The sequence below is a fragment of the Chitinophagaceae bacterium genome, from assembly GCA_016713085.1.
GTDB lineage: Bacteria > Bacteroidota > Bacteroidia > Chitinophagales > Chitinophagaceae > Lacibacter.
Map to the genome: position 1 here is coordinate 132841 of JADJPV010000006.1, position 21173 is coordinate 154013.

General features: G+C 39.3%; 16 protein-coding genes and 3 pseudogenes. 1 reads left to right on the forward strand and 18 read right to left on the reverse strand.

Translation table 11 applies throughout. From position 1 onward, the window contains the following. Positions 1 to 25: 25 nt before the first annotated feature. From IPK31_21370 to IPK31_21390, 5 genes and pseudogenes are all read right to left on the reverse strand, one after another. Positions 26 to 1981 (reverse strand): annotated as a pseudogene (locus IPK31_21370) (thioredoxin family protein). A 51-nt stretch (positions 1982 to 2032) separates the two neighbouring features. Further along, the gene (locus IPK31_21375) at positions 2033 to 2491 is read right to left on the reverse strand and encodes a hypothetical protein (GenBank protein ID MBK8090241.1); all 459 of its coding nucleotides are present in this window, start codon (positions 2489 to 2491) and stop codon (positions 2033 to 2035) included. Between the two features lie 112 nt (positions 2492 to 2603). Continuing rightward, a complete protein-coding gene (purQ, locus tag IPK31_21380) occupies positions 2604 to 3278 on the reverse strand; it encodes a phosphoribosylformylglycinamidine synthase subunit PurQ (protein MBK8090242.1) in 675 nt (224 codons plus the stop codon). 39 nt (positions 3279 to 3317) lie between these two features. Continuing rightward, complete coding sequence (locus IPK31_21385; GenBank protein MBK8090243.1) at positions 3318 to 4307, reverse strand: hypothetical protein; 990 nt, start codon at positions 4305 to 4307, stop codon at positions 3318 to 3320. A 74-nt stretch (positions 4308 to 4381) separates the two neighbouring features. After that, complete coding sequence (locus tag IPK31_21390; GenBank protein ID MBK8090244.1) at positions 4382 to 5932, reverse strand: sulfur globule family protein; 1551 nt, start codon at positions 5930 to 5932, stop codon at positions 4382 to 4384. 109 nt (positions 5933 to 6041) lie between these two features. Between IPK31_21390 and IPK31_21395 the strand changes: the two genes are divergently transcribed. Continuing rightward, on the forward strand, positions 6042 to 6953 hold the full coding sequence (locus tag IPK31_21395) for a TIGR01777 family protein (protein MBK8090245.1): 912 nt from the start codon (positions 6042 to 6044) through the stop codon (positions 6951 to 6953). On the opposite strand, the gene IPK31_21400 is transcribed toward IPK31_21395, so the two are convergent. The 13 genes and pseudogenes from IPK31_21400 to IPK31_21460 all read right to left on the reverse strand — a co-directional run bounded on the left by IPK31_21400 (position 6946) and on the right by IPK31_21460 (position 21013). Then, positions 6946 to 7482: a hypothetical protein gene (locus IPK31_21400; GenBank protein MBK8090246.1), complete on the reverse strand. Its 537-nt coding sequence runs from the start codon at positions 7480 to 7482 to the stop codon at positions 6946 to 6948. The two genes, IPK31_21395 and IPK31_21400, sit on opposite strands and share 8 nt — an antisense overlap. A gap of 11 nt (positions 7483 to 7493) precedes the next feature. Next, entirely contained in the window at positions 7494 to 7670 is a 177-nt protein-coding gene (locus tag IPK31_21405) for a hypothetical protein (GenBank protein ID MBK8090247.1), read from the reverse strand. Positions 7671 to 7702: 32 nt separating this feature from the next. Further along, the gene (locus IPK31_21410) at positions 7703 to 8155 is read right to left on the reverse strand and encodes an ABC transporter permease subunit (GenBank protein ID MBK8090248.1); all 453 of its coding nucleotides are present in this window, start codon (positions 8153 to 8155) and stop codon (positions 7703 to 7705) included. Between the two features lie 179 nt (positions 8156 to 8334). Continuing rightward, the gene (locus tag IPK31_21415) at positions 8335 to 9228 is read right to left on the reverse strand and encodes an ABC transporter ATP-binding protein (GenBank protein MBK8090249.1); all 894 of its coding nucleotides are present in this window, start codon (positions 9226 to 9228) and stop codon (positions 8335 to 8337) included. 39 nt (positions 9229 to 9267) lie between these two features. Beyond that, a complete protein-coding gene (locus IPK31_21420) occupies positions 9268 to 9927 on the reverse strand; it encodes a peptidase M10 (protein ID MBK8090250.1) in 660 nt (219 codons plus the stop codon). A 64-nt stretch (positions 9928 to 9991) separates the two neighbouring features. Then, positions 9992 to 10441, reverse strand: a complete 450-nt coding sequence (locus IPK31_21425; GenBank protein MBK8090251.1) for a hypothetical protein — start codon at positions 10439 to 10441, stop codon at positions 9992 to 9994. Between the two features lie 141 nt (positions 10442 to 10582). Next, complete coding sequence (locus IPK31_21430; GenBank protein MBK8090252.1) at positions 10583 to 12961, reverse strand: 3-hydroxyacyl-CoA dehydrogenase/enoyl-CoA hydratase family protein; 2379 nt, start codon at positions 12959 to 12961, stop codon at positions 10583 to 10585. Between the two features lie 122 nt (positions 12962 to 13083). Next, a complete protein-coding gene (locus IPK31_21435; protein ID MBK8090253.1) occupies positions 13084 to 13902 on the reverse strand; it encodes an anti-sigma factor in 819 nt (272 codons plus the stop codon). Between the two features lies 1 nt (position 13903). Beyond that, positions 13904 to 14419: a sigma-70 family RNA polymerase sigma factor gene (locus IPK31_21440; GenBank protein MBK8090254.1), complete on the reverse strand. Its 516-nt coding sequence runs from the start codon at positions 14417 to 14419 to the stop codon at positions 13904 to 13906. Between the two features lie 344 nt (positions 14420 to 14763). After that, a pseudogene (gene metG, locus IPK31_21445) lies at positions 14764 to 16906 on the reverse strand (methionine--tRNA ligase). A 187-nt stretch (positions 16907 to 17093) separates the two neighbouring features. Beyond that, on the reverse strand, positions 17094 to 17714 hold the full coding sequence (locus IPK31_21450; protein MBK8090255.1) for a prolyl oligopeptidase family serine peptidase: 621 nt from the start codon (positions 17712 to 17714) through the stop codon (positions 17094 to 17096). A 146-nt stretch (positions 17715 to 17860) separates the two neighbouring features. Further along, positions 17861 to 18715: pseudogene (locus tag IPK31_21455) on the reverse strand (alpha/beta hydrolase). A 441-nt stretch (positions 18716 to 19156) separates the two neighbouring features. Then, on the reverse strand, positions 19157 to 21013 hold the full coding sequence (locus tag IPK31_21460; protein ID MBK8090256.1) for an LTA synthase family protein: 1857 nt from the start codon (positions 21011 to 21013) through the stop codon (positions 19157 to 19159). Positions 21014 to 21173: the final 160 nt, after the last annotated feature.

A 21173-nucleotide genomic window follows, 5' to 3' on the forward strand; every position in this document is an offset into this window, starting at 1 on the left:
GTCGCACCAGTTGAGAGTTGATTCTTTATTGAGCTTTTTTGGCAAAGGTTTCCAATCCGCATTCCAGCCATAATTTAAACTCAGCTGCAGTTGGAGTATATCCCTTCGTTTTTGTCAATGCTTTTTCATCTAACCCTATGATTGCATATTGAGGCTGTGCAACTGCATTGAAGTTTTCGCTTTGAAATGTTGCCCACTTATCGCCTACAGTTATAATTTGCTTTTCAACTCCTGTTTTTGTTTTGAAAGTTTGCTGCTGAGCTGCTGGCAATACTTTCCGTTCATCTACATACAATGAAACAACAACAAACTTATTCTTCATGAGATCAAGCACTTCAGGATTGGTCCATACATTCTCCTCCATACGTCGGCAATTGACACAGGCCCAGCCAGTAAAGTCGATCAGTAAAGGTTTGTTTTCTTTTTTAGCCAAAGCCAATGCTTCTTCATAGTCTCTTAATGGCTCTAAGGAAGTTTCGCAGTTAACAGGATGTTTATAGACACTGTAACAAAGCGGTGGTGGAAAGCCACTGATCAATTTCAGGTTGGCCCATTTTGTATTCGTTACACCCGGAGCAAGATAAATTGTAAATGCTGCGAATAAAGCAATAAAGGTCCAGCGGATGCGACCAATTTTTACTTTCTTATCATCATGCGGAAAACGAATGAAGCCCAGCAGATACATCACCAGTAAAATACCAATCAGCACCCAGATACCTAAGAAGATTTCTCTTGGTAAGAGATGCCATTGTTTTACGAGATCGGCATTGCTGATAAATTTCACCGCCATTGCCAGTTCCAGGAATCCAAGAACAACTTTTACTGTATTCAACCATCCTCCACTCTTTGGCAATGACTGCAGCCAGTTGGGGAACATCGCAAACAAAGCAAAAGGCAATGCCAATCCCAAACCAAATCCACCCATACCAAAGCTTAGCTGCATGGCACCGCCATCTTTGGTTAATGCACCTGCGAGTAATGAGCCAAGTATCGGACCCGTACAGGAGAAGGAAACAATGGCCAGCGTCAAAGCCATGAAAAAGATTCCCAGGAAACTTCCAACACTTGCTTTTGAATCAGCACGGTTGGCAATACCACCCGGCAATGTAATTTCAAAATATCCAAAGAAGGAAATGGCAAATACAACGAAGATGACAAAGAATGCAATGTTCAACCATACATTGGTTGAAATATTGTTGAGTATCTCAGGATCAGTTTGATCTAACAAATGAAACGGCAGACTCAGCAATATATAAATCAGGAAAATAAAAAAGCCATACAGTGTTGCATTACGAATTCCCTTACCCCTGCTTCAACTACGCTTTGTAAAGAAAGAAACCGTTAACGGAATCAACGGAAACACACAGGGAGTAAGTAATGCAATAAAACCGCCAACCAAACCTAACAGAAAAATACCCCACAAGCTTTTACCCTCTGTACCCTCGTCACCACAATTATTTACAGGATTATTAATATCAATTGAATCGATTTTGATTCTTGCAGTTTGTGCCACGCCTCCTTCCATTTCCACATCAAATGCTGCTTCCTGCGCCGGAAGAAATTCTTCTTTAGCTCCTGTTGCAAACACAATTGTTCCTTTCAACTTTGCAGGAACAGTTCCATTAATTTGTATTTGCTGAACAAGTTTTACTTCATCATCAGCAATTACAACCGATTTGTTTTCAAAAGTTGGATCGGTAAAAGACTTGCTGCCCATCTTAACCTGTATGGAGCCATCCTTTACAATGGCGCTATCAGTAAAATTGACTGTAATTGAATCAAGTCCTTCTGCATCCTTACTGAAGAGGTATAAAAATTTTCCTTTTTTTATTTTTCCGCTGAACTGCAGTTCGTATGTATTGCTGCTGACTTTATTGCTGCTTACCTTCCATTGAACAAGCGATGAATCCTGCGCAACAGATGAAACAGAAACACCTAACCCACCTATAAATAATAATGCAGACAGTAAAAATAATCTCATTCCAAATTGATTTTAAAAAATCCCGTCTTTTGAATGACGGGATTTAACTTCTTATCCTTCTAACTTAACGGAGAATTTTGTTTTATCAGGAGGCAAACATTGGCGGTCGTCGCACACCATAAATTCCACATCACCCACAATGGATGTTTTAATATTATTTTTTAACGTAACAATCTGCACAAACTCTACTTTATTTGAGTAGAAACGTGACCGGGATTGAGTGGCTTTATCAAATGCATCTGTTACCTTACCAACTTCTTTTGCTGAACCGCTTACTGTAATTAATGGATTCTTAGCGAAAGATATTTTCGTAGGCAGGGCAATTGCATCAGCACTTTGTGTCTGGCTGTATAAATGCCATCCCGGCTGAATGGTTGCAATCATCCGCACTTCATACTTTTTATCGCTGATCTTTTTTACAGAATAATCCCATTTTACCTTCGTACCGCTTTGCGCAAAAGAAAGTAGAGAAACAAGAAGAAATGTAACTGATGCTAAAAGTTGTTTCATTCGTTTGATTTATTTGAACTCTACTGCAAAGTTGCCTCCAAATTCCTTACAAAAATGTCAGTTTGGTCACAAAGGAAAACTTTACCAATTCATTTACGAATCTGCGGGAAGATCAGATTGTTACGGCTGCATTAATCAGCAATGTATTGAGAATTTTACGGCCATCGGTATTGCCTAAAATAGAAGCTGTTGCCCTTTCCGGATGTGGCATCATGCCAAAAACATTTCCGGCTGCATTACAGATACCTGCAATATTCCGGATAGCACCGTTGGGGTTTGCCTCGGCTGTTTCGTTTCCATTTTCATCGCAATAGCGGTAAAGCACCTGGCCATTAGTCTCTAATGCATCCAATGTTTTCTCATCCGCAAAATATCTTCCCTCGCCATGGGCAATTGGAATTTTCAGGGCAGTTCCGCCCGGACCATTCATATAAATATTTTTACAGATGAATTTCTGGTTGGCATTCCGCAGTAAAGCTCCCGGAAGAAGATGACTTTCGCACAAAATCTGGAACCCGTTACAAACTCCCAGCACTCTGCCACCTTTATTGGCAAATTCAATTACACTTTCCATCATGGGGCTAAAACGGGCAATGGCACCGCAACGGAGATAATCGCCATAAGAAAAACCGCCGGGCAAAACGATGCAATCTTCAGTTAAAAACATGCTCAGATCCTTATCCTTATGCCAGAGCATGGTTACATCCTGGTTCAAATCATTTTGCAGGGCATCCTGCATGTCTCTGTCGCAATTACTGCCGGGGAAAACAACGATTCCAAATTTCATAGTAAAAAGGGAAAGTGCAAATGTAAGGATTGATGCCGATTAGCTATTCAGGACGGCATAATTTGCTACGATCCAGAGAAGGCTCAGCCAGAAAATAAGCTCAGGAAAGGTCTTCTTTTTGGGATAAAAATAAAAAGCAGCAAAGAATAAGCTCATGGGTACAACCGCAAGCACCCAGTGTGTAAGACCTGCAAAACTGTTGATAAATGGAATAAACAGGGCAATGATGAGATAGAACACCATAAAATTCCAGCTGGTTCGGATTTGTACAAGCATCCTGGCAGAGTACCGGGCGCTCATTATTAATCCAATGGTTAAGGGGAACGTAATAAGGCCGAATTCAACCCAGAATTTCCAGTCAAAGGTTACTGCTGGCAGTCGAAGAATCTGTTTGGGAACAACCCGTGCAATCATTTCCCAATGATCCCATACAAAAAAGTAAACAAGCAAAAAGTAGAATGGAGTAAGAATACCTAATACTGCCACCAACCATTCAGTTAAGCGGAATGGGCGAAATAAAACGAGGGCTACAATCAATAACAGTAACAGATAAGCAGAAGGAAAATAGAAGAAAGACGTAATTCCAAAGCCAAATCCGATATTAAATAAAACGGTTTTTGGTTTTGGGTGATTGTACAATCCTACCATTCTTGGCCATGTCCATACTAAAATAGTGTTGATAATTAAAACCGGCGAAAGCACATTCCATTCAGGAACAATACTGGTTATAAGCAGGTATGATAAAGCCAGTAAGTAATTGGATGATGGGAACAGTTTCTGATCATTGATCAATCCATTGAACGTTATTGCCTGTGTAAACAGAAGTATGAATGCAAGTATGGGATACAGAACAGGAAAGGCTGCTCCTGTAACCTTCAATGCTTTCAGCAATTCAATATAAAGAAAACTATCAGTTGAAGCAGGCACCGGAATAACAGGCGTAATGAAATTAGGCAACTTAATGAGGATGCCTATAAAGAACAGAATAATTACATTAAGCGGATTGTTACCTGAAAAAAAACGAATCACAGTTATAATTGATTTCGGGCACAAACATTCCGAAAGAAATTCATTTAACCAAATAAATTACCCAACAATGTGATTTAAAATTCAATCCGTGCAAAACTGAAATCATTTCTGTACAGACAGGGTACTATCATTTCCCTTGCACTTACCTGTTTTCCAAAACGGATCAGGAACTCAAACCCTTTGTCAAGGCTTTTTAATGGTGGCTGTTTATTCACTCTTCCCCCTGATTCAAGAGATTGAGCATTCAGCATTGGTGTACGTTTGTTCCACTCATTGTACAGGAATAATAATTCGCTGCCGCTGTTCATGATCTGGTAACTGAGCATATTATCTGTGTTATCATCAAACTGTGATTTGGCAATAATGTTATCCCACTGCAGGTTGCCATCTTTATCCAGCGATAAAATCATTACGTTATCAGTATAGTAGCGTGTCTGCTGATTGTTATTCCAGTTATAGGGCGAACCCCATCCATACATACCCATTCCTCTCATTCCCCAGTTGTTCCATGAGTTCCAGCCATAATAACTGCCGGGGCCATATGTATTACCCCACATCCACGGATTATCCCAGCGGTTATAAGTAGAGCCTCTGCTGTTTCCGTAAGTGCATTCGCCTGTAATCAAAATACCACCATCTTTTTTAACAATAAGGTGCTTGAGAAAATAATCATTGAACGCCATTTTTGTTGAATTATCTCCTTTCGCCAATGCACGGAAATCATCATTAAATTCAACTGTCTTTTCAATATCAGTACCTGTCATGCTTTTGTTCACAATTGCTGTAAATAGTCCGTCAATATTTCCTCTTTTTGATTTAGAGTAAAGGGAAGTTAACACATATCGTCCGTTAAGATTATCTACTTTGATCCTTAATTCATCCAGGAATACTTTGTCCAGTGTAAGATCGAAAACTTTGATGCTGTCTGCATACACAGGCAATACTACGAGTTTTGCATGCTGAATGTATTCCCGCTGTCCCGGCCTTACTACATGACTGAACAGAAAGTTTCCTTCATTATCAAGATAAAAATCTGCTATGGATTCTTTTGTATTCTCCAGTGTATAATTAAATCCTGATTTACGTATCGGTATCAGGTTATTACTTAACAGAAGAGTCTGAATACTGAAATTATCACGCTCTTTATTTTTCATTTTAAAGATCATCAGCTTCTGCTTATCATCGCTGATGATGGTGCTGTAAATTTTATTATCACTGAAAATACTCAGTTGAGTAGTATCGAGTTGAAGTGGCTCTCCAATTTTTTTTCCGTTTCCATCAATCTTTACGCCCATGCAGTACACAATACTTTTTTTCTGGTACTGATAAATTACCATGGAGTGCTCAGGAGTGGAAAAAAGATCAACATTAATTGCACGGTCGGGAATAAAATCGAGTTCAACTTTATCTTTTTGCTTCATTTCAGCATCATACACTGCAATAACGTGACGGCTGCGGTTGTTTTTATAAACGAGATAATTATTGTTGTACTTACCCAGTATTTCAAAATTCAGCTGCCGGATATCGTCCCGATCGGGTTCTGAATAATAAATACGCTGTGCTTTTACGGTTACAGCAGAGGCAAGCAACAGAAGCAAACATCCAAAAGCTTTGATCGTCTTCATATTTCGTTGATTATTCTTTCTTAAAATTACGTTGAAAGCAGACATTTCGTATGAAAGATGCCGTTAAAAATTATATTGCACACGAATTATAAAAATAAACCCATTATTAATGGCAACTATTTGCATTACAGGCGGAACAGGTTTAATTGGAACAGCTCTTTCACAATATCTTTCTGCCAAAGGTCATGCCATTATCATTCTTTCCCGAACTGCAAAGCCGTCTTCAACAAAAGGGATCAGCTATGCAGCCTGGAATGTGGAAGCAGGAACAATCGACAGGGAAGCTATTGCTTCAAGCGATTATATCATTCATCTTGCCGGTGCCGGGGTTGCCGACAAGCGCTGGACAAAAAAAAGAAAAGCAGAAATTACCAACAGCCGGGTGCAGGGTGGTCAACTTTTGGTAAAAGCATTAACTGAAATTCCCAACAATGTAAAAGCTGTCATCTGTTCTTCAGCTATTGGCTGGTACGGACCAGATAACGGCAAACCGTTTGTTGAAACCGATCCTGTTAATACTGATTTTTTGGGTGAGACATGCAGAGTATGGGAAGAAGCAACTGAGGCAGTTAAAACACTTGGTAAACGCCTGGTGAAACTGAGAACAGGAATTGTATTGAGTAATGATGGCGGTGCATTAAAAGAATTTAAAAACACATTGCGTTTTGGCCTGGCAACAATTCTTGGCAGTGGTAAACAAATGATCAGCTGGATACATGTTGATGACCTTTGCCGCATGTACGAAGAGGCAATTCAAAATGAGCAACTGAATGGAATTTATAATGCAGTAGCTCCAAATCCTGTTTCAAATAAAGACCTCATTATTGCACTTGCAAAAAAGATGAGGGGCAATACGTTTATTACAGTGCCGGTTCCTTCCTTCGTTTTAAAAATTGTGCTGGGCGAACTGAGTATTGAAGTACTGAAGAGTGCAACAGTAAGTTCATCAAAAATACAGAATGCCGGGTTTCCATTTCTTTATCCAACTATTGATGCAGCATTCAATGAACTGATCAGTTAGTTTTCTTTGTCTCCGCCTGAATGATCTTTGCTTGTTTCATGGGAGGTATCACCAGTTCCGGACTCAGCTCAGGTAATTTTGCTTTTGTTTCTTTATTCCTGTACATCACTGCATCAACAAAATACCATTTCTTACCATCGTTCGATAAGCCAATCAAAGTTGTTTCTGTTTCCATTGATCCCATAAATGCTTCTATCGTCATGGTTTGCGGCAATGTACATTGCTGAACACCTTTATAGGTTACAACTGCAGAAGGGTTTCCCAGCAAAACAGATTTTACTTTTACCCCAAATTGTTCACGGTACTTTTGAATTGAATCAACTCCCTGTTTTATTTTTTCTTTGCCATCTTTATCAGTTACCAGGGTTGGATAAGTATATGTTGCATACGTTTCCAGGTCAAGAGCTGCTAAAGCCTTCGCCATTTTTAATGCTTCTGTTTTAATTACAGTTGCCTGGTTTTGTGCAAATGCAGTATGTGCCGTAAAAAAGAAAATTAAAACAACAGGGATGATATTATTTTTCTTCATTTCTTTAAAAATTAAAGGTCACGCTTTTTATAGATCCAGAAAACCAATCCCCAAAAAACAAACAGATACCCAATTGTGATAAACACCTGTTGATTGATGAGACTGAGAGCATGATCATATACTTTCGGATCAAGCCTGCCAAGAAATGCAGGTACAGGTGTCAACAGATCAGATGATTCTGTGGGCAAAAACCGACCTGTATCAGCGTGTACATATCTGTTCAGCAATTGGGCCCCGATATTTTCAACAATAACTTTATAAAAGATAAATACCCCCAGGGCAATGAACGCTCTTTTAATAACGAGGCCAAGGAGGAATGCAAATGATAATTGAGCAAATACCTGAAGACTATAAAGTGCAGTATAATGTGCCAGCTGGAATTTATCTTTACATCAGGCCCGGTTGTGCTGAAACCAATTGAAAGCGTTACAATGACATAAAGTGCAATTACAATCATTGAAATAATTACTACGTTCAAAAACTTGGCAATCAAAAATTCATTCCTGCTCCAGCCATCGATTACATTTTGGCGGTTTGTTTTGTAGGTATATTCATTGGTAATGAGCATAATCACAAGAATGGCAGGTATTAATACAAACAGGGAAGAAGCAAACGCTGTTGTTCGGAATACTTCCGGAAATTCAAACGGATTCCCAAGAAGCATCTTCAGCATTTGTGCTGCGTTTTTGTATTAGCTGTATTTTCTTTGTAAATGAAATAAAACATGCCGTTGATACCGGGATACGATAAAACTGTAATTCCCATGATCCACCAAAAGCCGGGATATTTTTTTATTTTAAGCCACTCTGTTCTGAATAAATTAAGCATAGATATAATAATTGATGGACAAGTTTAATTATTGGTCAGTTCAAAAAATCTTTCTTCCAACCTTTTTTTCTTAATGGAGAGATACTGCAATGCAATACCATGATTAAAACAATAACGATTCACCTCTTCTGCACTGGCTGTGCCTTTTGGAAAATGCAGCTGCATTGTTTGTGCGTTAATGGTGGTTGATGTTTTGCCGGGGTAGTTGCTGAGTGCTGCTTTCAATTGCTCCATATCTGCAGCACCTAATTCCACTACATCCTCATCCACTAATACATCATCAACAGATCCGGAAGTAACTAATGTTCCTGTTTTTAAAATGGCCACATGTGTGCAAACTTTTTCCACTTCATCGAGCAGGTGACTGGCCATAATAATTGTGTGGCCTTTCTTACTCAACTCAATGATCAGTTCACGTATTTCCATAATACCTACCGGGTCAAGGCCATTGGTTGGTTCATCCAGTACCAGTATCTGCGGATCGCCCAGCAAAGCAGCTGCAATAGCAAGGCGTTGTTTCATTCCTAAACTATAAGAACTGAACTTGCTGTTACGACGCTCATACAATTTTACTTTCTGCAATACCGCATCAATGGCAGCTCTGTCGCCACGGCCGCTGATGCTGTTGGTGATTTTTAGATTATTTACTGCTGATAAATAATGATAGAAGTTGGGTGTTTCAAGTAAAGAACCAATCTGTTTACGCAGATCCGGTGAAGCCGGTTGTCCAAACCAGGAATAGTTGCCACTGTCAGCATTCAACACATCAAGGATAATACTGAGCATGGTTGTCTTACCGCTGCCATTTGGACCTAATACGCCGAATACAGAACCTTTCGGCACATTGAAAGAAATACCATTCAGTGCCTGGATTTTTCCGTATCGCTTCTTTAAATCATGTACTTCTAAAATACTCATAGTAATAATTGTGAACTTATGAAAGCTAAATTTAATGGTTTATTCTTCGGGAAGGTAATGCGAATGATAAATGCTTGTAAAATCTCCAAGAGCGGCAAAACCCTTTTCATCAAAACGGAGTTTATGCAAATTCAACGCTTCAATATCGCCGATGAGCACTTTGCGATGCTGCGGATCAAGTGTTCCTCCTGTCTCTCCGGGAGCAGCGGCAGAATCATATTGGTAATGCGGATCACAGATCGTTCCTCTTGGATACATGATGCCGGGAGTTCCCTGCCCTCTTATATCCAATTCATCGGGATGATGAAGCCCGAGCATATGCCCGTACTCATGTGCTGCAGTTGTTGAAGTTTGCAACAAATTCGCCAACTTAAAATAACCGGTATTGCAGCCCAACCCATCAACAAAAGAAACATGCATGGGTGAATATTCCTCAATACGGAAGTAAAACATTTTGGGATCGGTATTATACCAAACTGTTTCCGGTTCCAATTGCGGTTCATAGAATCCTTTGATATCAAATACCACATCGTACCTCTTGCCTTTCAGCTGAATACTTGCTTTGGGCTCATTCCAGTGCTGATCAATATCAGTCGCAATTTGTTTAGCAAGCTCTTCGCTTGCTGCATCACCATAAAAATAAAAATGGGAATGAATGATGAGTTGATTGGAGGTGTGGACAAGTTGAGCAAGCGCCATAGAAAAAAGTGAATTAAACAAAAAGGAATTTGTGAAAGAACGCTACACATTAAATAAAGGAACTTTATTCAACAATCTCTATTTTCCAATTAGTAGTAAAATCCTTCACCATTAATATATTTATATCCATATATTTTTTAGTTCCTTTTACGACAAAATACAGATCTGCCTGACCTGCATCTCCTTCTGAAGAAGAAGACATTGCCATTGAACCTTGTTGCTGGAGAAATATACTTTTTACCTGACCCACTTTTGAAATTGTCTTTTCATCCGCTTTTATAAATTCTACTGCTGCTTGATAAGCAGATGTGCGGGGAATAACAGTCAACAAGATTATTTTAAGCAACATAACGAACAATGAAAATCCTATAAAGATTTTCTCCACCACAGCTTTTTTATTTGCTTGTTTTTTAAAGAGCATTAAATCCCTTAATAATGCAACTATAAAAGCAAAAAACAGAAACCATCCGATTGATTTACTTTCCCAAAAAAATAAATGCTGGCAATCCTGCACAGATAGCCATAAATGAGTAAGCCTACGGTAATCCAGAATAAGGATTTAGTAACTACTGATATTTGATTGAGGTAATTTTTCATGCAAAAAATATTTATTAATCAGAGTAGAATACCCTGCATACGGGTCTTCCACTTTGATTTAATTCCTCACCGGCTTACCACCCTTCAACACACTCTGTATTCTTTCAAGTGATTTCTTTTCTCCGCAAAGTGATAAGAATGCTTCACGTTCCAGATCAAGTAAATATTGTTCAGTTACAAAAGTTGGCTCACTTAAATCACCACCGCACATTACATAGGCCAGTTTGGTTGCAACCACACTGTCATGTTCAGTTGCATAACCTGCTGTTTTCATTCCGTTGATACCGGCAAGCAAAGCGCCCAGTGCAGAACGGCCCAATACTTTTACATCGCTTCGTTGTGTTGGTGCTACATATCCACTCTCGTAAATTTCAATCACTGATTTTTTTGCTTCTGCAATTCTGCGGCCCTGGTTCATCACCACTTCATCCAATCCTTTCCTGAATACACCCATTTCAAAACCTTCCCTTGCTGATGTTGCAACCTTTGCAGTTGCAATGGAAAGGAATCGGTTTTTTAACGTGATAGTCTCCGGTTCATCTTCATGCATTTCATCGGAGGCGCGCAATACAAATTCTTTGGTGCCCCCGCCACCGGGAATTAAACCAACACCTAATTCAACCAAACCAATATATGTTTCTGCCGCTGCACAAACTTTATCGCTATGCAAACTCAATTCACATGCACCACCTAAGGTTAATCCATGTGGCGCAACAACAACAGGGATTGATGAATAACGTGCACGCATCATGGTATTCTGGAACATTCGGATGGCCATATCGAGTTCATCATATTCCTGTTCAATGGCCAGCATAAAGATCATACCCACATTCGCTCCTGCACTGAACTGTGCTGCATCATTTGCAATCACCAATCCTTTATACTTGTCTTCTGCTAATGAAATTGATTTCTGAATTCCTTCCAGTACTTCACCACCAATGCTGCCCATCTTCGTATACCATTCCAATCCCAATACGTCATCACCTAAATGATAGGTACGGCAGGCTGCATTTTTCCAAACCGTCTGGTTCTCGAAATTCTTCATCACAATAAATGCATCACCACCGGGAATTACTTTGTACGATTTACTTGCAGGATCGTAACAAACCCGTTTATTGTTTTCAACTTTATAAAAACTGGTAAAGCCGCCTGCAATCATTTCATCAATCCATGGAGCTAATTTGTATCCGGCAGCTTTCATCGCTTCGGTTGTCTTTACAACACCCAACACATCCCAGCTTTCAAATGCACCAATTTCCCAGCCAAAGCCGGCCATCATTGCATCATCTACACGATATACTTCATCGCTGATTTCAGGAATACGATGAGAAATATAAGAAAACAAACTGTAATGAAACTGTTTGTAAAACTCTCCTGCTTTATCACTGCCGCTGCACAACATCTTCAATCTTGTTTTCAGATCGTCAATAGGTTTCGCTGCTTCTACAGTTCCAAATTTTGGTTTTACTCTTGCACCATACTCCATCGTCTGGAGATTAAGTGTAAGAATTTCTTTTTCACCACCTGCTCCTTTACTTTTCTTAAAGAAACCCTGACCGGTTTTATCGCCCAGCCAGTTGTTCTCAATCATTTTATTTAACCAGGATGGAATCGCAAATATTTCTTTCGCTTCATCATTAGGACAATTCTCAGCAACACCTTTAGCTACTTTCACCAATGTATCTAAACCGACTACATCACCCGTACGGAAAGTTGCTGATTTTGGACGACCAATGATCGGACCGGTCAATGCATCAATTTCATCAACAGTCAACTTCATCTTATCCATTGCATTCATAATAGCCATCATCCCAAACACACCAACACGGTTGGCAATAAATGCAGGTGTGTCTTTACATAACACCGTTGTTTTGCCAAGATAGAGATCACCATAGTTCATTAAAAAATCAACTATATCCGGATCAGTATATTTTGTTGGAATAATTTCAAGCAACCGCAGATACCGTGGCGGATTAAAAAAGTGTGTACCGCAGAAATGCTTTTTAAAATCATCGCTTCTTCCTTCTGCCATCATGCTGATGGGAATACCGGAAGTATTGGATGTAATGAGTGTTCCGGGCTTACGCAATTTTTCTACCTGTTCAAAAATGAGTTGCTTGATATCTAAACGTTCCACCACTACTTCTATCACCCAATCGCAGGAAGCAATGTCTTTCATATTATCGGTGAAGTTGCCAGTTGTAATTTTTTTCACCACATCTTTCGTGTACACAGGCGAAGGATTGCTTTTAATGGCGGCAGTTAATGCATCGTTCACCAATTTATTACGTTCAGCAGGTTTGGTACTTTCTTCTGATCCTTTTGGAACCATATCCAGCAGCAACGTCTGCAAACCGATTCCTCCAAAATGACAGGCAATGCGTGAACCCATTACACCGCTTCCCAGAACGGCCACTTTTTTGATTGTACGTTTCATAATAACAAGCGTTTTAAAAATAGTTAGCTATGCAACTATTTAAATCGAAGATAGCATTATTTGAGATTTGACAAAAACTCCCGGCAGAAATTAACAGCAAAATTTATTGCGAACAGGAAGGATCAACTCACTTTACCCAATACCATCATCTGGCCTTCAGGAGTTGGATTGCCACCTTCCTTTTCAAGTGTAATGGCAAAAGCCTGTGCGCCTTTACATTCTTTCATTTTCTGAATGAATGCTGCATCAGTTTGACTGATCATTCCTGCATCAACAGGTTTTCCATCCAAAATAAACCAAAGCTGGTACTGTTTACCTGCAGGAGTTGCAGGCAGTAATGATGGATCAATAAATAATTCTCCGGTTGTTTTATTCCAGAATACTTCAGCCTGTTGTTTTACACCTTCTTTTACAGTAGCAAGCGCAACAGTTGTAACAGATGCATCGGTTTTTAAACGTCGGTATGTTTCGTAAGAAGAAAGTTTTTTATTCAATACAATCATCTGTTCTTCATAACCGGCTGTATTCTTCTGCAGATTGACAACATCGGTTTTCAGTTGATTGTTATTGCTGAACAGGTAAATGGATAATGCACCTAACAGAATCAACAGTCCCCATGAAGCAGCTATTGCTACTTTGCCGAATGATGATTTTGATTCTGCAGCAGGCTTCATTGACACAACCTTTGCAGAAGTTTCGTTAACAGTTGTTTGATTTTTTGAAGGAAGCGAAGACATCATTCTTTCTTTCACAGAAGATGATGGAGTTACAGCCATTTGCATTGCACCAGCCTCAAATGTTGCAGCTATTGCATCCAGCTCCTGCTGAATTTCCGGAAACAATTGAGCAAGCACTTCCACTTTGCCTGCCTCTTCGGGAGGAAGCATACCCATCACATAAAGTTCAAGGTCGCCGGATTGTATGATACAACTAAGATCCACGTCAGGTTACATTCAGTTTTTTTCTTAATAAAATCAGGCTGTTCCTGATTTTTGTTTTTACAGTTCCCAAAGGCATATTTAACTCTTTGCTGATTTCCTCCTGCGTATACCCCATGAAATAGGCCAACCTCATCAGTTGTCTGTTTTCTTCGGGCAGGTGTAATAACCAGTTCTTTACATCCATTGTATCGGCACTGGCACCGGCAGCGGGAATTGACTCGTTCAGATATACGGAATCTTCGACAGAAGAGTTTTTTGATTGCTGTTTAAATCCTTTCGACCTCGTTTTATCAATTGACTGGTTACGGGCAATATTGATCATCCATGTAAACAGTCTTCCTTTTGCCGAATCGAAACTACCAATATTGTTCCAGATCTTAATCATGGTTTCCTGCAATACATCTTCTGCTGTAGCCTGGTCGGTAATCACTTTCATGATGATACCCAGTAATGCAGCCGAGAATCTATCGTACAGTTCAGACATCGCCTGCTGATCGCCGCTATTTAAACGGGACACCAATTCAGTTTCATTATATGTTGCAGCTGTGTACAAGTAGTAGCTTAATGAACAAATATAGACAAAGAGTTGAGAAAAAATAAGCTTAAACAAAAAGCGGTTAACAGCAGTTTAACACCTATACAGTTGTGGTTCATTAAACCTCAATCTGATGAAAAGGTCATAGCTGTAAATAAATTATTTATACCCTAAAATTAAAAGTTATGAAAACGAAACTGGTTAAAAAATCGCTCAACATTATTTATGTACTGGCAGCTGCATCTTTATTTCATGCAACTATCTGGGTCATCAATTACATTGTGTACAACCATCAATTTTAAGCAGATGAAAATCCGATTATCCAATCAATTCACCGGGGCCCCGGGATTGACAGCATCGTTCGGATTAACAAAATGAAGTTTTCCTGTATTATCTTCTGCCATTAAGATCATACCATTGCTTTCAATACCACGCATTTTTCGTGGAGCTAAATTGGCAACAACCACAACCTGTTTTCCAATAATATCTTCGGGCTTAAAATGTAAAGCGATGCCGCTTACAATAGTTCTTGTTTCAAAACCAAGATCAATTGAAAGCTTCAGCAGTTTATCTGCTTTCTCTACTTTTTCAGCAGTAAGTATCGTTCCTACTTTGAGATCAATTTTTGCAAAATCATCAAATACAATTTCAGGTTTCAGGTTAACCGTTTCCTGTTGCTTGTCAGCAACTGCAGATTGTTCTTTTCCTGTAACTGGTAGCTGGGAACCAGTGCCCTCTTGCAGTCCTGCTTTTAGTTTCTCCACTTGTAATTTAATTTCATCGTCCTCAATTTTTCTGAACAGCAATTCAGGTGCACGCATTGCATAACCAACACTCAGTAATTTCAATTTACCTGCGTTTTCCCAATCAAGTATTTTCTCAACCACCTTCATCATACCAATCATCTTCTTAGCAGTGTTAGGCAAAAATGGATTGATGAGGATCGCAAGATTGGCAGATAACTGCAAACACAAATGCATGGTATTATCAATGCTCTTTTGCGCTTCGGGATTTTCAGCCAACTGTTTTGCAACAATCCACGGCTCTTTCTTCTGCATGTATTGATTCCCCTTGCGGCTGAGATCAATCACTTCATACAATGCCTCACGGAATTTATATTCTTCCAGTAAACTTTCAACTTTTTGTTTGGAACTTTCAATATCGTTGATCACTTTCCTGTCGTCGTCATCCAGTATATCAATATGCAGTTTGGGAACTTTGCCTCCGCATAATTTGTGCATCAGCACCCATGTACGGTTAATGAAGTTGCCGAAGATGCTTACCAGTTCACTGTTCACTGCATCCTGGAACCCTTTCCATGTAAACTCACTGTCTTTTTGTTTCAGGTGCTATCTGTGTTAAATAATAACGAAGCATATCCACGCACTGTCCGCCACCATTTTCTTTCTTCACAAAATCAGTGATAAAATCTCTCATCTCTAATTTCCAGTTGCGGCTGGTGCTCATCTTATCACCCTCGAGATTTAAAAATTCATTGGCCGGAACATTCGTTGGTAAAATATTTCCATGCAGTTTTAACATGATCGGAAAGATGATGCAATGAAAAACAATATTATCCTTACCAATAAAATGAACAAGCTTTGTATCCTTATCGTACCAGTAAGGTTCCCAATCTTTTTTATTATCAATCGCCCATTGTTTGGTTGCACTTACATAGCCAATCGGAGCATCAAACCAAACATAAAGCACTTTACCATCTGCACCTTTCACCGGAACTTTAATCCCCCACTCCAGATCTCTTGTTACAGCTCTTGACTGCAAGCCACCTTCAATCCAGCTTTTACATTGACCAACAACTGTTGCACGCCAATCATCTTTATGCTCTTTCATAATCCATTCACGCAAAAATTCTTCATGCTTGCCCAATGGCAAATACCAATGTGTTGTTTTTTTCTTGATGGGGGTTTTACCGCTGAGAGTACTAACAGGGTTGATCAGCTCATCGGGGCTTAATGTACGTCCGCAATTTTCACACTGATCTCCAAATGCTCTGTCGCTGCCGCAATTCGGACAGGTTCCTTTTATATAACGGTCGGCCAGGAACGAATTGGCTTCTTCATCAAAATACTGTTCGGTTTCTTTTGTTTCCAGTTCACCCCTGTCGTTCAGGTACGTAAAAAATTCCTGCGCTGTTTCATGATGCAATTGAGAACTGGTTCGGTGATAAATATCAAAGCTGATATTGAGGTCATCAAAATCTTCCTTCATTGCCTGGTGATACTTATCAATAATCGCCTGTGCTGTTGTTCCTTCCTTTGTTGCCTGTATAGGAATGGCCGTCCCATGCTCATCACTGCCACATACAAACACCACATCTCTTTTCTGTAAACGGAGGTAACGCACATAAATATCAGCCGGAATATATGCACCTGCCAAATGCCCCACATGTTTCAAACCATTGGCATAAGGAAGAGCAGATGTAATCAGGTATCTTTTTGGTAAACTCATTTTGTTATCGTCTTTAGTAGTTCTGTTCATCGCCTGTTGCGTCGCACTCTTGTGCGTTCTTTAATTCTATTGTACAGCTCCGGGCGAATGAGTGTGCAAAAGTACCATAAACAGCTCCATTACCCAAACCCGCAAAAAAATGCCAGCCTTTGATTGGCTGGCATCCTTTATTCAGACAAATTTGGCTTTATTTTTTTCGTTTCTGTGAAAACATCCAGCTCAAGTAAGTCGGTTCTGCAAAAGCATTATCCCAACTGTTATGGTTTACGCCGGGATATTCAGAATAAGCAACTTTTACTTTTAATGTTTTCAACTTCTCTACCATTATTCTGGAAAGGTTCACATCAACTACGGCATCAACAGCACCATGAAACACCCAGAAGGTTGTATTCTTCACCCTTTGATCATATAGATCGGTATTGCCTCCGCCACAAATGGGCAATGCAGCAGCATACAATTCAGGATACCTGTAAACCGATTCAAACGTTCCCATACCACCCATGGAAAGCCCAGTTATATAAATGCGCTTCGAATCAACCGCTTCTTCTTTTGCCAGTTTTTTCACCAGCTCATTAGCGGCAACCAATGGCCATTTAGGTTCTCCGGCATAATCAAATTCAAACTTCACCGGTTGCTTGGTTCTGTCAGCCTTTGTTGATGCCCAGGAAGATTCAAGTGGACATTGCGGAATCACTACAATGGCAGGGAAATTTTTTCTGTTTTCTGCATTAATAAAAAGTTTTGCTCCATGTGTTAACTGCAGTTCATTATCCCTTCCTCTGTCACCAGAACCATGTAAGAAAAGAATGACTGGGTATTTTTTGTGCGGTCATAATTTTCAGGATAAAGAATCCGGTAAGGCAATACTTTCCCTTCGCCCAAAACAAATTCCTTCTTTTCATACACATTCAGCGCAGGATCATACTTGCTTTTTGCAAGAAGGCCTTTTGTATTTAACCATTCGCCAAAAAGTTCAATCCATTTATCTGAAGGTAAATTCTGTACACGCATTCCAAAGCCATGTCCTCCTTTTGAATACATATGCAGTTCAGCTTCATGTTTGGTTGTAAGCCATTGATTGTATAAATCAACGCTGTGAGGAGCAAGCCCCAACGCATCATCACTTGCAGCAAGTATAAATGCAGGCGGCGCATCAGCCGCAACTGTTCCCCACATTTCTCTTGGAAAGAATGCATAAACCGGAGCAATAAAGTTTGGCTTATTTTCACTGTTATATTTAAAAGCAGTTGATGCAGTTACTGTACCCCCTGCTGAAAAACCCATGATACCGATCCGGTTTGGATCAAGCTTCATTTCATCAGCATGTTTACGTACATAAGCAATTGCTGCACGTCCATCTGCAACAGCTAATGGAATTACTGCCGCATTTTCTTCATCAAACAATTTTGTTCCCCAGATAGCACTCATTTCTGCAACAGGATCGGTTGTTTTGCTGTGAGCTACTCTGTACTTCAATACAAAACAGGTAACCCCTTTTTTCACTAACCATTTCGCTACATCAAAGCCTTCGCTGTTAATAGATAATGCATGAAACCCTCCTCCCGGACAAATAATAACTGAAGTGCCATTTGCCTTACCTTCTTCAGGTTTGAATACTGTTAGCGTTGGATGGCTGACATTATAAACTGCCTTTGTCCGCCAGGCATTGTTGTCATTCTCTGCTTCGTTCCATGTCCAGCTTTCAGAACCGGGAGCTGCACCCTGATATAATTGAATGACTGTTTGCTGAGCAGTTGCAATTGTATTCACTATGAAAGTGAAAGTAATAAGGTAGAAAATCCTTTTCATCTTATAAGTTTTATTTTATTTACAAAGTATCGACGTAAGAAGTAATTTAAGACAGAAGACATCAGTCTTGGTGTGATTACTGTTTTTCAATACCGAATATAATAAACCCTCAGCATTTGCCAAGGGTTCGATTAAACTAATACCAAAAACTAACACTATTTTTTCAACTCATGATCTCAACTTTTGGAACAAGTACTTTAAAACATTTTTCGATTACCAGTTCTTTGGTAAGATCAGATGTTGCCGATTTTTTCCCATGAGAAAATGATCTTTGGCCACAGTCCATTGTTCCCATACAGAAAGGAAAGCCCTGTTGCTTTCGGGAGAAAGAAGATAAATAAGACTGATAGCTTTTTGAAATGACTGCACGTACAGAAATTGAAAAAGAAAGGTAAAGATTTCAATTCGAGTTTACATGAAGTTATGATCAACTGATCTTACTTAATAAGACAGATATTCCTGATAAACTGTTTGCAAATAAGCCTGTCCGCAACGGATAAGTGAGCTATCCGGTCCGTTTGAATATCGTCTGTAATTCACTTTTTTACTGTTACTGTCGAAACCAATCTGCTGTTTCTTCCCCATCCATACAAACCCGTTATTATAACTGTTAAATGCAAACTCTTTTGAAAAGGGGTTCATTAAATTCTTACTCCAGTAAAATTCATTGTGCTGAATCCCCAGCTGTGCAAGTAATGTTGCAGGCAAATCAGTTTGTGAACCCACTTTGTTTAATACTTTACCTCTGAAAGATGACTGCAATGCATTCCCGAAAAAAAGCATTGGTATATGAGATCGCTGCGGCATATAAATTTCATTTTCATTTTTTGGCAGGCGGTGACCATGATCTGCCACTACTATGAACAAGGTGCTGTCGTACCATTTTTCTTTTGAAGCCGCTGTAAAAAACTCTTTCAGACTCTGATCAGTATAAAAAGCTGCACTTCTGAATTTATTAGCAAGGTCATTACCTGGAAATTTACTTTCACTTGGCAACTCGAAAGGCTCGTGGTTACTTAGTGTCATGATTGTTGAGAAGAAAGGCTGAGGCTCGTTTCTTAAATCTTTTATCATCCGTTGCAGAACCACTCCATCATGAGCACCCCATTTTGAATTGATATCCTTTTTTTCAAAATCCCGTATATCTGTCAGGCGCTGATAATCCTTTTTTAGGATAAATGCCCGGAAGTTGAAAAAATCCGATTCCCCACCATAATAAAAAGATGTTGCATACCCGTTTTTGTAAAGTGCAGAAGAAACAGAAGGAAGCTTCTCTGCTTTTGACGGAATACTTAAAATACTCTGCAGTGGTTGCGAAGGAAATCCCGTATGCAAACTCACAAAACCTATATCGGTTCTGAACCCGGTTGCGTAAAAATTTGAAAAGAATAATCCCTTATCAATAAGGCTGTCTAAAAAAGGGGTCACTTCTTTTTCACCTCCAAGTTTTGAAATAATATCAGCAGTAAAACTTTCCAGAATGATAAGAACAATATTTGGGCGCTTAACTGTAAGAATTTGCTGTGTGGAATCAGGAACATTCAATAAACTGTCGCAAACCTGTTTTGCTTCCTGTTTACTCATGTACTTATAGGGATTATCAACTGTGTTTCTGCTATCCAGATAATCCCTGAACAGGTTCCATTCTGTATTTACAGCAGCATGATTCAATGCCTGGTTGTTGGAATAATAGGCTGACGAAATGGTTAACGGTGAGGTAGAAATTCCTCCCCTGATCATGATTACTTCGGCGGTTAAAACAAAAAGAACAAATACAATTCTTGCAAATAAACCCGGGTAATTTGTTATGTAAAATTTTGGCTTATATTTTCTATACAGAAAAATTCCTGAAGCTATTAACAGCAATCCTGAAAGTAATGACAGCAAAACCGGTGATGAACCCGAACTGATCATCACTTCGTAAGGTGATTTAAAAAAAACATGAATAGCCCTGTAGTTCAACTTGGTTCCCCATTCACGGTAAATATTAAAATCAACAACTGCAAGTACACTAACAAGACAAATTAGAGTGATTGTGTAAACCTGAAGGAGTTTGTTTGAACTAGGATTTTTTTTGAACAAAAACAATACAGTCCATAGAAGCAGTGGTATTATTCCGAAATAGGCAGCAGCTGATAAATCCATTGGAAATCCGTGAAAGAAAGAAAGAAGCATTGCTGAAAAATCATGCTCTTTCCACTTGGAAATGATGGACAGCAGAAACACAACTCTGCAGGCTGCAAAAAAGAGAAGCCAGAACAGGATAAAAAAAACAAAATTCTTTAAAGACTCTTTCATTTGTTCATTTTTATTGGATTTTTTGGTTACAAAGTATATTCACAAAAATTATCACCGGTGTTTGTAAAGATTAGCCCGATAATTTTTATGGATATTTCATAACTTTTCAAAAAAAACGGGTAGCGGAAAAAATCAAAATTAACAGTTTTAAAAATGAATA

Bases quoted from the DNA above. Each gene is read 5' to 3' on its own strand.
- IPK31_21375 (MBK8090241.1), bottom strand. From the start codon at position 2,491: ATGAAACAACTTTTAGCATCAGTTACATTTCTTCTTGTTTCTCTACTT.
- purQ (MBK8090242.1), bottom strand. From the start codon at position 3,278: ATGAAATTTGGAATCGTTGTTTTCCCCGGCAGTAATTGCGACAGAGAC.
- IPK31_21390 (MBK8090244.1), bottom strand. From the start codon at position 5,932: ATGAAGACGATCAAAGCTTTTGGATGTTTGCTTCTGTTGCTTGCCTCT.
- IPK31_21395 (MBK8090245.1), top strand. From the start codon at position 6,042: ATGGCAACTATTTGCATTACAGGCGGAACAGGTTTAATTGGAACAGCT.
- IPK31_21400 (MBK8090246.1), bottom strand. From the start codon at position 7,482: ATGAAGAAAAATAATATCATCCCTGTTGTTTTAATTTTCTTTTTTACG.
- IPK31_21410 (MBK8090248.1), bottom strand. From the start codon at position 8,155: ATGCTGAAGATGCTTCTTGGGAATCCGTTTGAATTTCCGGAAGTATTC.
- IPK31_21415 (MBK8090249.1), bottom strand. From the start codon at position 9,228: ATGAGTATTTTAGAAGTACATGATTTAAAGAAGCGATACGGAAAAATC.
- IPK31_21420 (MBK8090250.1), bottom strand. From the start codon at position 9,927: ATGGCGCTTGCTCAACTTGTCCACACCTCCAATCAACTCATCATTCAT.
- IPK31_21430 (MBK8090252.1), bottom strand. From the start codon at position 12,961: ATGAAACGTACAATCAAAAAAGTGGCCGTTCTGGGAAGCGGTGTAATG.
- IPK31_21460 (MBK8090256.1), bottom strand. From the start codon at position 21,013: ATGAAAGAGTCTTTAAAGAATTTTGTTTTTTTTATCCTGTTCTGGCTT.